This is a genomic window from Clostridium gasigenes (assembly GCF_017348895.1).
GTDB lineage: Bacteria > Bacillota > Clostridia > Clostridiales > Clostridiaceae > Clostridium > Clostridium gasigenes.
The window spans coordinates 2,981,026-2,995,942 of record NZ_CP071376.1 but is presented as its reverse complement, the minus strand read 5'-3'; the positions used below and the strand labels follow the sequence as shown (position 1 = coordinate 2,995,942).

Here is a 14,917-nt window from a genome sequence, read left to right as displayed (position 1 = left end):
TTTTTTGAATTTCTATGTGACCTTTACCCTTCCAATATCTTACTTATTATTATTCTATCCAAGTTGGACTAAAATATTAATATCTAAAATGAAAGTTTTACTATAAATTATGAATACACATTATTTTTTAACTTCCTTATTTTCATATAATTTTGCTGCTATAAAATACGATATAAATATTAATATAATATCTAATACTAATACGCCTAAGATTAAAGTTGTAGGATCTCTTATAATTGTAATGAAAGTGTTAGATGAACTTAAAACTTCAACCATAGACATAGCTAATACTAATGGTAGTAATTTAGCTAGCGTTGTTATTAACCTACCTTTTTGACCATATTTCAAATTAATTGGTATAACTGCTGATATCATTACTGTAGATGATGTAATTGTAATTATTAAGAAATAAACATATGATAATGTTATCCCTGATTGATTAACTAAATTTGCTAGCAAGTAAGATATTGTCATTGGTATAATAGATATAATAAGTGCTATTAATGCCCCTATATACCTAGATATTACATATTCTTTTTTTCTTACTGGTAATAATGCTACTAAAAAATCAATTTTGCTTATATCCTCATAAGCTAAAACTTGGTTTACAAGTAAAATAACAGCTACTGCTGGTGAATATACTATAAATTGTTCGCCTATAACACCAAATATTACTGCAGCAATCCCAATGAAAATAAATTGTTTTTTTATTGTAATAATTGTTTCTATATAACCCTTTGTTAAATTCACTATATTATTCATTATCCCCACCCCTTGTATAGTACATTAATATATCTTCTAAATTAACTTTGTCATAAATAACCTCTTCTCCAAATACTTCATACGCTTCTTTTTTATTATTTGTTAACCCTTCAAATCCGCATAAATTTTCCTTATAAGAAACAAGACATGTCTTTGTTTCTTTTGTTAACAAACTTCTTTTTCCTCTAACTATTGAATGTTTTTCTATTAAAACATCTTTTTCATCATATAAAATGATTTTACCTTTAAATATTAATGCAATATAATCTGCTGCTTTGTCTAAATCAGAAGTTATATGTGTTGAATAAAATACCGTTACATTTTCATTTTCCATATGCTCTTGTAATATTTCTAAAAACTCATTTCTTACTAACGGATCCAAGTTTGCTGTTGGCTCATCCATTATAATTAACTTTGGATGGTGACTTAATGCTATTACAAGATCAAATTGTCTTTTTTCTCCTGATGATAATTCTTTATATATTTTATTCTCATCTAGCAAGAATTTTTTAATATACTTTTTGTATATATTCTCATCCCAGTCTTTATAAAATCTACAAAACATTCTTTTAATATGCTTTAATTTAGACTCTGCTAAATATCCTGAAGTCTCTCCAACATATCCTATCTTTTCTTTTATATTAATATTATCACTGTCCATTTCTTCCCCTAATATTTTAATAGTTCCTTCATCCTTAAAAAGCATATTCATTATTAATTTTATAGTTGTTGTTTTCCCGGCTCCATTAGGTCCTATGAATCCAGTTATATAACCTTTTTTAACATTGAATTTTGATATATCTAATCTGAAACCTCCGAAATTTTTCTTTAAGTTATTAATTTCAATTGCATTCATTACTTATACCTCCTCATCCTCATATAAACTTTTAAATATTTCCATAGCTTCTTCTAATGACAATCCTATTATCTTAGCTGATTTTATAACCCCTTCTAATTTACTTTCAATTTCATATAAAGCTACTTCCCTAAGTCTTTGGGTATTTGCCGTTGATACAAATGTACCTTTTCCAGCAGATGTTTTAAGAAATCCCTCTTTTTCTAATTCTTCATAAGCCCTTTTTGTTGTAATAATGCTTACTTTCAATTCTTTTGCAAGCATTCTAATAGATGGAAGCATATCCCCTCCCTTTAATACACTATTTAAAATATGATTCTTTATCTGAGATTGAATTTGCTCATATAAAGGAATTGGGGATGAATTACTAATTACTATATTCAAAAAATCGCCTCTCTTTTCATCTTATTATTAACCTAGCAAACTAAAATATGTGTATATATTATCTATATACACATATTAATACTTATACACATATTTTGTCAATACTTTCCTTAAAATAATTTATTTTTAGATTCTTAAATTATTGAACTTTATATATCTCTAATTTAAAAAATTATAAAAATAAAATAAGCAGATAGAAATATATTATTTCTATCTGCTTATTCTAAAAATTTTTAATATAAAGGATATTTATCACATAAAGTTATTACTCTAGCTTTAAGCGGTTCTAAATCTTGTCCTTTATTTGAAATAGCCTCATTTATAATAACTGCTATTTCTTTCATATCTTCAAGTTTAAATCCTCTTGTTGTTATTGCCGCTGTACCAATTCTTATACCAGAAGTTATAAATGGACTTCTAGTTTCATTTGGTATTGTATTTTTATTAACTGTAATACCAATAGTATCTAAAAGAATTTCCGCATCCTTACCTGTTATATCTTTAGATGTTAAATCTACTAATATTAAGTGATTATCTGTTCCACCTGAAACTATTTTGAAACCATGACTTATAAGTTCTTCTCCTAAGACTTTACAGTTTACAACTACATTTTCCATATAAGTTTTGTAGTTTGGTTGTAAAGCTTCTTTAAAACATACAGCCTTAGCTGCAATAACATGCATTAATGGACCACCCTGTATTCCTGGGAATATGTTTTTATCTAATGCCTTTGCATATTTTTCTTTGCAAAGTATTAATCCCCCTCTTGGGCCCCTTAAAGTTTTATGTGTTGTTGATGTAACGAAATCAGCATAAGGTACTGGTGATGGGTGAACTCCTGCTGCTACTAGCCCTGCAATATGAGCCATATCAACCATAAAGAATGCCCCTACTTCATCACAAATCTCTCTAAACTTTTTAAAATCAATAATTCTTGAATAAGCACTAGCTCCAGCTACAATTAGTTTTGGCTTATGTTCAAGAGCTAATTTTCTTACTACCTCATAATCAATTACTTCTGTTTCTATGTCTACCCCGTAAGAAACGAAGTTAAATAATTTTCCTGAGAAGTTAACTGGTGACCCATGAGTTAAATGTCCTCCATGACTTAAATCCATTCCAAGAACAGTATCTCCTGGTTCTAATATTGTAAAGTAAACTGCCATATTTGCTTGTGATCCTGAGTGTGGTTGAACATTTGCATGCTCTGCCCCAAATATTTCACAAACTCTATTTCTTGCAATATCCTCAATTTTATCTACAACGTGACACCCACCATAATATCTTTTATTTGGATATCCTTCTGCATACTTATTTGTAAGATATGAACCCATAGCTTCCATAACTGCTTCTGATGCAAAATTTTCTGATGCTATTAGTTCTATTCCATTTTTTTGTCTCTTTAATTCACTTTTCATTAATCCATAAATTTCTTCGTCTTCTCTTGATATTTTATCAAAATTCATATCATTCACCCCAATTTGCTTTTTATAAGATTATATGTTTAATTCTTATAATAATCAACAGTTATTTAACATAATAATACTCCACATGCTAGTTTTTCTTCCTATTTTCTCCTATTTACTCTATTTTAAGCTATTGCGAATATTTTTTATATTTAAAATATTAAGATACGTATTATTTAAAGCATATTATTATATGTAAAAGTGGACTACCCTAGTACTTATTTATATTTGCTGCAAGGATACTTTGTGTATATTTTAATATTAATGTTTATGATATAATATTAAAATAATTTTATTTTGGGAGCGAACTATATGAATATGAATGAATTACTTCACGTAGCCACATTTGCCGGTAAACTACTTCTTGAAAGTGGCGGTGAAACTTATAGATCTGAAGAAACAATCTGCAGAATATGTAAATTATATGGTGTTGATGAAGCTGAAAGCTTTGTAACTCCAACAGGAGTAATGGTTTCTATTTGCAATAAAGGAAAAACTTATTCATTAATAAGAAGAGTATCTACAAGAACTGTAGATTTAGATAAAATAGATAAAGTTAATGACTTATCTAGAAATATACTTTCAAGAAATCTTACTGTATCTGAGTTGAAAAGTGAGTTACAACTTATTGAAAATGGAGAAAGATACTCAATGCCTATTACCATAATTTTTTCTGCTCTAGGCGCTGGATGCTTTTCTGTTTTATTCGGAGGAACATTCATGGATTTATTTTCCGCATTTTTAATTGGTTTACTAGTAAAACTTGTTAATATAAAAGGCGAGGCTCTTGAAATCAACCAATTTTTCGTAAATAGTATTTGTGGTGCTGTTGCAGCTGCATTTGCAATTATTTTTGTAAAATATGGTATAGCTGATAATTTAGATAAAACTATCATAGGCTCAATAATGATGCTTGTTCCCGGTTTATCAATTACTAATGCGATCCGTGATACTATTGCCGGTGATCTATTAGCTGGTATTACTCGTGCAACAGAAGCTTTCCTAGTTGCAATATCAATTGCTGTAGGTACTGGTTCTGTAATAAGCTTTTGGATTAGTATATTTGGAGGTTCTATATTATGATTTTAGAAACTATTATAGCTTTCATTGCAACCTTCGGATTTGGAATTATATTTAATATAAAAGGAAAAAAATTGTTTTTTGCTGCTTTTGGTGGCGCCCTGAGTTGGTTTGTATATTCACTTTGTCTAAATCTTGGCTTAACAGAAATATCATCGCTCTTCTTATCTTCAGTAATATTTAGTACATATTCTGAAATATTTGCAAGAATTTTAAAAACTCCTGTAACAACACTTGTAGTTTGCGCTTTAATTCCATTAGTTCCTGGGGGCGGAATGTACTACACAATGTTTGAAGCCGTTACTGGAGATATAAATAAATCATTAGCACTTGGCCTAAATACTATTTCAAGTGCAGGTGTTTTAGCACTTGGTATAATTTTTGTTTCAACTATAACTAAACTGATAATGTCTCATAAAAGAAAAATAGAAATTAAAAATTTAGGACAAAATTTATAGTATCTTAAAATGAAAACCTTAAGGTAAAGTCTACCTTAAGGTTTTCATATTAGAGCAATGAAATAACAATTATAGTTTATTTCGATTTGTTACTATCTTTTATACTACTTAACAAAAGTATTTATTGTCTTTATTAATTTTTTTAAATTTTCTTGTTGCTGAGTATCTTCTTCTATACCTAAACAATTATTAGCATAGTTTTCTATTACAAGTCCACCAACTTTATTTATAGCAGATCTAATTGCTGAAATTTGCACTAATACATCTCCACTACAGACATTTTTCTCTATCATCCCGTGAATACCCTTAACTTGACCCTCTATTCTATTAAGCCTATTAAGAATGTCTTTTCTTAATTTTTCATTATCATCATTCATTTTTACCTCTCCCATTAACGTACTTATTATACAAAATTTATATCTTATCTAACTATTTTTCTAGTTAATGTACCTATTCCTAACCCTATTAATATAACACTAATTATAATCTGTACATTCTCTATTATGTAACTAAGCCCTGTTAATTCTGAACTGTTCCATCCAACTCCTCCAAAAATTCCAAAACTTAAATTCATAGCTTCATTTAAATGTCTTAATGTAATACTTGGAATTTCTCTAAATGTGTACTGAATAACCTCTTCCTCTACAATAATTCCTGAAAATAAATATATTATTGAAAATATTAAAATAATAATTATTCCTGATATAAATGTAAATTCAGGACGCTCTCCATAACCACAAGTTGCCCAGGATACTATTGATTGTGCTTTAGGCAGTGGTCTTAAAGTTTTTCTCTTTTCAATATTACAAAGATAGTAATATTCTCCAAAGTTATTACTCAAAGTATTTTCTTTAAACTTATCTGCTAAAGTTTCATAAACCATATATAAACCTTCGTACTCATCTCTTGTTTTTTTTCTCACCTCTATTTTATCAAAGAAGCTTTTTTCATCTAATTTACTTTTTAATATATCTCTAAAATCTAAGTCTTCGATATATGTTTTCACTACCTTTATTCCTTTTAAATTAGAATCTTTAATCGCTATTTTTTTCCACTGATTTTTTATAAATATTGCATTACTTAAATCACTATCTTCAAAATTAGTATTAGTAAGGGTACACTCTTCGAAAATACTATATATTAAATTGCATCCTATAAATTTACTATATATATTACACTTATTAAATGAACAAGAAAAATTATCATCTATGTTTAAAGATGGAACTTTATTTGTATCTGATTTTACAAAAATACAATTATCAAACGTGACTCCACCACCCTTGAAGTTACATTTTTCAAAATAACATCCAATAAATTTACAATCTTTAAATCTAATATTACTAAAATTACATTCTAAAAATTTTCCACATAATATATCTATGTTCTCAATTAACTGAAATTCATCTTCACTTTTATCTTTTTTATCTCCAAAAAATTCTTTATTAAAAGTCTTATAACTAAACTTATTATCTGGTTTAAAATTTTTATCTAAGTTTCTATCCTTTGCCATTTCTCTAAAGATATTTTCATTATTTTCTTTTCTTTTTTTTAATTCTTCGTATGCTGCTGATCTCTCTTCTTTAAAATTAATATATCCCATTATCTTCACCTCATAAAGTATTATCTATATATGTTGTGCAATTAACTGAGTTTTATTACATATCATTTTAAAAAATATTTATTCTACATACTGATTAATTTAGCATTCTTAAAATATATTTTTTTTAATGCTTTAATTTTTTTTATGAAACTTTAAAGTATTCCTTAAGTATTACTGCTCTTATAGCTTCATACTTTATCCCATCTGGAACTTCTTTTTTTATTATGCTTACTTTATCATATCCATGTTTTTCACAAGCTTTTAAAATCACTTCAAAATCACTTTCGTTATATAGTTCATCTAAATTCAAATTAAATTTTACATCTCCACTTTCCTTTATATAATCTGTAACATAGCCAAGTATAGTTGAAAGAGAAAGTTCTATCTCTTCAACTATATTATCTAAATCATTTCCAGACTTTATCATATCTATAGCTATTTCTTGATTTGTTCTATTTTCACCATCTATTATTAATTTTCTTCTCTTTTTCTCTATCCATTTTGTATCTATATTTTTTTCTACTACATAACCTTGGACTTCTGAAATTAGACTTTTACCATAAGAATCTATTTTCTTCTTTCCAACTCCGCCAATATCCTTTAAGTTGTCTAGAGTTAATGGATATCTTCCACTTATTTCTTTTAATGTATTTTTAGATATTATTAATTGAGGTAGCGTTTTTTCTTTTTTTGCACATTCTTTTCTTACTTCCATTAATCTACATAACAATTCATCATCAGTAGAAACTTCAAAAGGAATATTAACAACTTCTTTTTCTTCTTCTACGAAAGTTCTTTCAACCTTTATTTTATTATCTTCTACATAGCTACTAATAACTTCACTAAATCTATCTCCATATTTTTCATATTTGTTTTCTCCAACTCCTGATATATCTAGCATTTCAGATTTAGATATTGGGAATTTAATACTCATTTCACGAATAGTTCCATCTCCAAATATCATATATGGAGGTATTCCACTTTCTTTTGAAATTTCTAGTCTTAATTCTCTTAGTATATCAAATAATCCATTAACATCACTAATTGTTCTTTCAATTTTAAATTCTTTAAATTGTACACTTTCTTCGCTTTTTAACACATTCATAGATTTATTATTTAATTTTAATATTGGATATGTTCCTTCTAAAGAATCAACATATCCATGAGAAATTAACGTATTTATAAATTCTTTAAGGCTTTCATTTGAATAATCCTTCATAATCCCATGAGTTGATAATTCATCAAATTTAAATTGAGTTACTTTTTTATTTTTAGAACCTCTTAAAACATCAATTACCATTGTTGCCCCAAAACTTCTTTTCATTCTATAAATGCAAGCAAGTACTTTTTGAGCATCTACTGTTTTATCTATTAATTCACCTTCATTTAAACAATTACTACAATTATTACATGGTTTTTCACGAACATCTCCAAAATAGCTAAGAATATAGTTTCTATAACATCCATTACTATAAACTAAATCTACTATTTGTTGAAGCTTTCTATATTGATTATTTTTTCTATCTTCATTTTCTGTACCAATTTCAATTAAGTATTTATGTGTATGGATATCCCCTGGAGCGAAAAGCAAAATACACTCACTTTTTTCTCCATCTCTACCTGCTCTACCTATTTCTTGATAGTATCCTTCTATGTTTTGTGGCATATTATAGTGAATTACATATCTTATATTGGATTTATCTATTCCCATACCAAAGGCATTTGTTGCAACCATAATATTTAATCTATCATGTGTGAAATCCTCTTGATTTCTTCTTCTAATTTCATCGGATAGCCCTGCATGATATTTTCCTACAGCATTGCCCCTCTCTTTTAAAATTTCATAAACAGAGTCTACTTCTTTTCTTGTAGATGCATATATTATACCCGACTGTTCTTTATTATCTTCTACATACTTTACAAGATAATTTCTTTTATTTCCTGTTTTATTTATATTAATTGAAAGATTTTCTCTATCAAATCCTGTCAAAAACACTTGTGGATTTTGAAGTGCTAATTGTTTTACTATATCAACTTTAACTTCTTCTGTTGCTGTTGCTGTAAATGCAGTTACTATTGGTCTTACTTCTAATTTATTTATAAACCCTGCAATTCTTCTGTAACTTGACCTAAAATCATGTCCCCATTGAGATACACAATGGGCTTCATCTATTGCAATTTGACTTATATTTCCTTGTGTTACCGCATTAATAAATTCATTAGAATCTAATCTTTCTGGAGCAATATAAATAATTTTATATTTATTTTGTTTAACTCCATCTAAAACGCTATTAAACTCAACAGTACTTAAAGAGCTATTAATATAGGTACCATTAATCCCCATTGCTTTTATAGCATCAACTTGGTCCTTCATAAGCGATATTAAAGGAGAAACTACTAATGTAACCCCTTCTAAAAGCATTGCTGGAACTTGATAACAAACTGATTTACCTCCACCAGTTGGCATAATTGCCAAAACATCTTTTCCTTTTAATATATTTTCTATTATTTCATCTTGACCTTTTCTAAAACTTTTATATCCGTAATATTTTTCTAAAATTTCTAATCCTTTATCAATCAATTTTTCCACCCCTAATTATTCTACTAAATAAAATTTCTTCTTACTTTATCATATTTAAATTATAGACTTAAACATATGTTCTTATACTATAAGATTATATTTATTCAATTATTTTATAGTCTTTACCTATTCAAATTCTATTATATCATAATTTTAGTCATCTTCAAAAAAATAGACTAATCAATATATATGGTACTTTAAGCTGTTATTTTGTTGAAGCTACCTTACACAATCTTATTTATCCTTTTGTTATATATTTTAAGTTATGCTATATTTATATACAGTACAAATAATATATACGAAGGAGATGTTAAAATGAATTATTTATCAGACTTGCATACACATACCATAGTCAGTGGTCATGCATATAGCACTTTAATTGAAAATGTTAAACAATGCTCTGAAAAAGGTATGAAAATACTTGGAGTATCAGATCATGGACCTACTATGCCTGGAGCCCCACATACTTGGTACTTTCATAACTTAAGAGTATTACCTAGAGTTATAAATAATGTTATTATACTAAGAGGTTGCGAATCTAATATACTCTCAGTTGAAGGTGACTTAGATATAGGTGATCATCCATCTTTAGATTACCTTATAGCATCTCTACATGAGGTATGCTTTAAACCTAAAACTAAAGAAGAAAACACAAATGCTGTTCTAAATGTTTTAGACAGATATAGCAGCATTCAAATTTTAGGACATATTGGAAATCCATCTTATGAATTAGACTTTGACAAAATTCTGAAAAAGGCTAAAGATAAAGATGTTATGATTGAAATAAATAATAGTTCTTTACTTGGTAACTCGAGAAAAGGTAGTGATATTATATGTAAAAATATCGCACTATTATGTAAAAAATATGGAGTTAAAATAATTTTAAGTTCTGATTCCCATTTTTGTACTACTATTGGTGTTTTTGATAATGCTATAAAAATGCTAAGAGAAATAGAAATGCCAGAAGAACTTATAATGAACGACCCATCTAAACTACTAGCTCAATTACATAGTAAAGGGAAAGCACTTGATTTAGAGATATAAGTCACTAATACATAATAAAATAAATAATAGACCAGTATCCTTGGTCTATTATTTATTTTATAATGCCTAAAAAAGAACCCTCTACATTTTCTTGTAAAGTATACCTTCTAAAAGGATATTTCACAAGAAAATTTGAGGGTTCTATTTAGACTCTTGAAATAAAATAACAGACTATCAAATTAATATATCTTATACTTCTTTTGTAGTATTTATCATTAATCCAAGTTCTTCTATTTGTTTTGCATCTGCAACATTCGGTGCTTGACTTAAGTTACAGTACGCATTTTGGTTTTTAGGGAATGCTATAACATCTTTAATATTTTCTGTTCCAGCTAAGAACATTACCATTCTATCTAAACCAAATGCTAATCCACCATGTGGAGGTGGCCCAAATTTAAATGCTTCAAGTAAGAAACCAAATCTTTCATAAGCTTCTTCTGTAGTGAATCCTAAAGCTCTAAACATTCTTTCTTGAACATCAGCTTCATGAATTCTAACAGATCCACCACCTAATTCTTCTCCATTTAACACAAGATCATAAGCTTTTGATCTAACACTACCTGGATCGCTTTCAAGAAGGTGCATATCTTCATCCATTGGCATTGTGAATGGATGGTGAGCTGCATGGTATCTTCCTTCTTCTTCATTATATTCAAATTGTGCAAATTCTGTAATCCAACAGAAGTTAAATTCTGATTTATCCTTAACTAATTCAAATTTCTTAGATAATTCTAATCTTAATGCACCTAAGCTTTGGAATACTACTGAATCTTTATCAGCAACTATTAGGATAATATCCCCTTTTTCTGCTCCCATTTTAGCTATAATTGCATTCATTTCTTCTTCTTTTAAGAACTTAGCTATTGGTGATTTTATCTCATCGTCTTTAAGTATTATATAAGCTAACCCTTTAGCTTTATAAGTCTTAACAAATTCACCTAATCTATCTATATCTTTTCTCCCCATTGAAGCGCCGCCTTTTAAGCATAAAGCTCTTACAGACCCTCCATTTGAAAGTGCATCACTAAATACTTTGAAATCAATAGCTTTAGCTTCTTCTGAAAGATTAGTTATTTCCATTCCAAATCTTAAATCTGGCTTGTCACTACCGTATTTTTCTATAGCATCTTTAAATGTCATTCTTCTTATAGGAAGTTTAATTTCATGATTTATTACTTCTTTAAATACATGAGCAACTAAGCCTTCATTTACTGCCATAATATCATCAGCTTCTACAAAACTCATTTCTAAATCTATTTGAGTAAACTCTGGTTGTCTATTTGCTCTTAAATCTTCATCTCTAAAACATTTAACAATTTGGTAATACTTATCAAAACCTGATACCATTAATAATTGTTTAAATATTTGTGGTGATTGTGGAAGTGCATAAAACATTCCTGGATAGTTTCTTGAAGGCACTAAATAATCTCTAGCTCCTTCTGGAGTACTTTTAGTTAACATTGGAGTTTCAAGTTCTAAGAATCCATTTAAATCCAAGTAATCACGTACAGCCTTTGAAGTTTTGCTTCTTATCATAAATATATTTTGCATATCTGGTCTTCTAAGATCTAAGTATCTATACTTTAATCTTATACTCTCAGCTGCATCTAAATTTTCCTTAATATATATTGGTGGAGTTTCTGATTCGGAAAGTATTTTTATACTTTCACATTTAATCTCAACAAGTCCAGTTTCCATATTAGTATTTGGATCTTGTCTTTTTACAACTTCTCCAGTAACAGCTATACAATATTCTGGTCTAACTGCTTGTGCTTTTACAAAGGCCTCTTTATTAATTTCTTCACCAAAAACAACTTGCATTATCCCTGTTATATCTCTAAGATCTATAAAATTAAGACCCCCAAGTCTTCTATTTCTTTGAACCCATCCCATTAATGTAATTTTTTCTCCTACATTAGTTTCCCTTGGCTTACCACACATCATGGTTCTTCTTAATCCACCTAAAGCTTCTCCCATTGTAATTTCCTCCTAACTATTTTAGCACATTTGCTATTTCTTCTATATTTTCTAAACTTACTTCAAATTGTTCACCATCAGACATTCTCTTTAATCTTATAGTTTTATTTTGAAGTTCATCATCACCAAGTATTGTTGTAAAAGCTGCTCCTATTTTATTAGCATACTTCATTTGTGCCTTTACAGCTCTTCCCATATGATTTGTTTCACATTTAATTCCAGATTCTCTTAGCTTATTTGCAAGTTTAAATCCTTCCATTTCAGCATTGTCACCTCTTGCCCCTATATAAAGGTCAAAAAGATTTTCCTTTGTAATTTCTATTCCTTCTTTTTCTAGAGTTAATAATAATCTTTCAAGTCCAAGTCCAAATCCTACAGCTGGCATATCAGGTCCACCTATTTCTTCAATAAGTTTATCATATCTACCTCCACCACAGACTGTGAATTCTGAACTTAATATTTCAAATATAGTTTTTGTGTAATAATCTAGGCCCCTAACTATACTTGCATCTACCTTGTATGGAATTTCTAAAACTTCTAAATGCTTTTTAACTTTTTCAAAATGAGTATCACACTCTTCACACATATAATCTAAGATAATTGGAGCATTTTTTGTAATTTCTCCACATTTCTTTTCCTTACAATCTAAAATCCTCATTGGATTTTTTTCAAGCCTTGTTTGGCAAAGACCACAAAGAGACTCTTTATTATCTTCTAAATATTTCTTCAATGCTTCATTAAAATTTGGTCTACAATTCGGGCAGCCTAAGTTGTTTATGTTTAAGCTTAAACTCTTTAATCCCATTTTTTTAAGTGAAGTCATTGCAACAGATATTACTTCAACATCCATTGAAGGTTCTTTTGAACCGAATACTTCTACACCAAATTGGTGGAACTGTCTGAATCTACCTCTTTGCGCCTTTTCATATCTAAAACATGGACTTATATAATATAACTTAGTTGGTTGAGCTTCATTAAACAACCTATTTTCTACAAAGGCTCTAACAACTGGAGCCGTTACTTCTGGTTTAAGTGTAATGCTTCTATTACCCTTATCATTAAAAGTATACATTTCCTTTGTTACTATATCACTAGTTTCCCCAACACCTCTTGAAAATAATTCTGTATTTTCAAACATTGGAGTTCTAACTTCTCTTATTCCATAGTTTTTAGCTACATCTCTTAATATACTCTCCACATACTGCCATTTATAAGCATCTTCTGGAAGCATATCTTTAGTCCCCTTAGGTGCTTGCATTTCCATCTTTTATTTCCTCCTATTTAAGATAAAGAGTATCCAAAAGTTTCCTTTTCCCCTCTACCATTTCTTTTATTCTACTTGTATAACCCTTAACATCTTTAATGTTAGAGAATCTCTCTATTCTATTTTCATCTAGAAAGACAACCTTTGATACAGCATCTGCACCAAGAGCTATTATAGTTTGTTTATCTTCAATCATTTGAATATTATAAACACATTCTTTTCCCTTTTTAGAATAACCTAAGTTCTCCATATTTCCAACCATATTTTTTTGTCTATACATATAATATGGGCTTAATCCTAATTTTTCAGCAAGGTCTCTACTTTCTTCATACATTTCTGATAATTCTGTTTGTGGTTTTATTTGAAGTCCTTTTTTAAGTATAAAGTTTTCATAAAGTATAGACGCTCTCTTTAATGATAATCCATGAACTGTTAGGTTATCTGGTTTTAGTTTTAAAAGTTCTCTTGCAGTATTTTTCGCATCTTCTAACCCTTCTCCTGGTAATCCTATAATCATGTCCATATTAATATCATTAAATCCAAGTTCCCTAGCTAAATTAAACTTATCTATAACATCTTGCGAATTATGTCCTCTTCCTATCATAGATAATGTTTCATCTTTCATTGTTTGAGGGTTAATGCTTATTCTCGTAGTGTTATACTTTTTCATAGAAAGAAGCTTTTCTCTACTTATACTATCTGGTCTACCACATTCTACTGTAAATTCTAAAAGATTTCTATCCTTAACAAAAGCATTAAAAATTTCATTCATAATATTTTCGAACTCTTCATTGTTCACAGCAGTTGGAGTTCCCCCTCCAAAATAAACACTTTCAATTTTAAGATTTCTCTCGTCTACATATTTTTTAATTTCTTTAATTTCATAAATTAAAGCTTCTAAGTATGGATTAACTAGCTTTTTATTTCCCCCTATTGGGTTAGCTGCAAATGAACAATAAAAACATCTTGTTGGACAAAATGCCATTCCAATATAAATTGCAATACTCTTTTCATCTCTATTTACAAAATGCTCTTCAGCTTTAGCAACTTCAATGCAAAGTTTTGCCTTTTCTTCTGAAGCTAAATGTTTATTATTAAATAAATCTACTATTTCTTCTTCTGTTTTGCCCTCTTCTAAGTACTTAAGTGCAATTTTAGAAGGTCTTATCCCCACAAGTATTCCCCATGGGTATTGATCCCCTGTAATATTTCTTAAGCTTAAAAAAATCAACTTTTTTATATCTTCTTTTAAGTTTTCACTAATTTTAACTTCACTATATAAATCTTTATATCTAAAATCTATTGTTTCTTTATTTATATTTACAAAGTATTCTCCATCCTCTAAAAATTTCAATTCATGAAGTGGATAATAAATATTAAACATTTGATATACATCATATCTATATTTTAAATCATTTAAAGTAATTTTAATTTCCATTTTTTCT

At 28.4% G+C, this 14,917-nt stretch carries 13 protein-coding genes; 3 read left to right on the top strand and 10 right to left on the bottom strand.

Features of this window, described 5'->3' with window-relative positions; translation table 11 throughout:
- Positions 1-120 precede the first annotated feature (120 nt).
- The 4 genes from J1C67_RS13940 to glyA all read right to left on the bottom strand — a co-directional run bounded on the left by J1C67_RS13940 (position 121) and on the right by glyA (position 3,468).
- The gene (locus J1C67_RS13940) at positions 121-762 is read right to left on the bottom strand and encodes an ABC-2 transporter permease (protein WP_167867292.1); all 642 of its coding nucleotides are present in this window, start codon (positions 760-762) and stop codon (positions 121-123) included.
- Entirely contained in the window at positions 755-1,618 is an 864-nt protein-coding gene (locus tag J1C67_RS13935) for an ABC transporter ATP-binding protein (protein ID WP_167867293.1), read from the bottom strand. Before J1C67_RS13935 ends, J1C67_RS13940 begins: the two co-directional genes overlap by 8 nt.
- Positions 1,619-1,621: 3 nt before the next feature.
- Positions 1,622-2,002: a GntR family transcriptional regulator gene (locus tag J1C67_RS13930; protein WP_167867294.1), complete on the bottom strand. Its 381-nt coding sequence runs from the start codon at positions 2,000-2,002 to the stop codon at positions 1,622-1,624.
- A gap of 233 nt (positions 2,003-2,235) precedes the next feature.
- Positions 2,236-3,468: a serine hydroxymethyltransferase gene (glyA, locus tag J1C67_RS13925; protein WP_089971335.1), complete on the bottom strand. Its 1,233-nt coding sequence runs from the start codon at positions 3,466-3,468 to the stop codon at positions 2,236-2,238.
- A 312-nt stretch (positions 3,469-3,780) separates the two neighbouring features.
- On the opposite strand from glyA, the gene J1C67_RS13920 reads away from it, so the two are divergent.
- Together J1C67_RS13920 and J1C67_RS13915 are read left to right on the top strand one after the other, a co-directional pair.
- Positions 3,781-4,551: a threonine/serine exporter family protein gene (locus J1C67_RS13920; RefSeq protein WP_167867295.1), complete on the top strand. Its 771-nt coding sequence runs from the start codon at positions 3,781-3,783 to the stop codon at positions 4,549-4,551.
- Entirely contained in the window at positions 4,548-5,006 is a 459-nt protein-coding gene (locus J1C67_RS13915; protein ID WP_089971329.1) for a threonine/serine exporter family protein, read from the top strand. Before J1C67_RS13920 ends, J1C67_RS13915 begins: the two co-directional genes overlap by 4 nt.
- Before the next feature lie 104 nt (positions 5,007-5,110).
- On the opposite strand, the gene J1C67_RS13910 is transcribed toward J1C67_RS13915, so the two are convergent.
- The 3 genes from J1C67_RS13910 to recQ all read right to left on the bottom strand — a co-directional run bounded on the left by J1C67_RS13910 (position 5,111) and on the right by recQ (position 9,187).
- On the bottom strand, positions 5,111-5,383 hold the full coding sequence (locus J1C67_RS13910) for a metal-sensitive transcriptional regulator (RefSeq protein WP_089971326.1): 273 nt from the start codon (positions 5,381-5,383) through the stop codon (positions 5,111-5,113).
- A gap of 44 nt (positions 5,384-5,427) precedes the next feature.
- Positions 5,428-6,606 carry a pentapeptide repeat-containing protein gene (locus J1C67_RS13905; RefSeq protein WP_089971324.1) on the bottom strand — a complete coding sequence of 393 codons (1,179 nt, stop codon included), beginning with the start codon at positions 6,604-6,606 and terminating at the stop codon, positions 5,428-5,430.
- A gap of 142 nt (positions 6,607-6,748) precedes the next feature.
- Complete coding sequence (gene recQ, locus J1C67_RS13900) at positions 6,749-9,187, bottom strand: DNA helicase RecQ (RefSeq protein ID WP_167867296.1); 2,439 nt, start codon at positions 9,185-9,187, stop codon at positions 6,749-6,751.
- A gap of 315 nt (positions 9,188-9,502) precedes the next feature.
- Between recQ and J1C67_RS13895 the strand changes: the two genes are divergently transcribed.
- Positions 9,503-10,231: a phosphatase gene (locus J1C67_RS13895; protein WP_167867297.1), complete on the top strand. Its 729-nt coding sequence runs from the start codon at positions 9,503-9,505 to the stop codon at positions 10,229-10,231.
- Positions 10,232-10,420: 189 nt separating this feature from the next.
- Here J1C67_RS13895 and aspS read toward each other — a convergent pair whose 3' ends face one another.
- The 3 genes from aspS to J1C67_RS13880 are packed head-to-tail and all read right to left on the bottom strand — an operon-like array spanning position 10,421 to position 14,910.
- Entirely contained in the window at positions 10,421-12,208 is a 1,788-nt protein-coding gene (gene aspS / locus J1C67_RS13890; protein ID WP_089971317.1) for an aspartate--tRNA ligase, read from the bottom strand.
- 16 nt (positions 12,209-12,224) lie between these two features.
- The gene (hisS, locus tag J1C67_RS13885) at positions 12,225-13,472 is read right to left on the bottom strand and encodes a histidine--tRNA ligase (protein ID WP_167867298.1); all 1,248 of its coding nucleotides are present in this window, start codon (positions 13,470-13,472) and stop codon (positions 12,225-12,227) included.
- A 13-nt stretch (positions 13,473-13,485) separates the two neighbouring features.
- Positions 13,486-14,910: a coproporphyrinogen III oxidase gene (locus J1C67_RS13880; RefSeq protein ID WP_167867299.1), complete on the bottom strand. Its 1,425-nt coding sequence runs from the start codon at positions 14,908-14,910 to the stop codon at positions 13,486-13,488.
- Between the last annotated feature and the right edge of the window lie 7 nt (positions 14,911-14,917).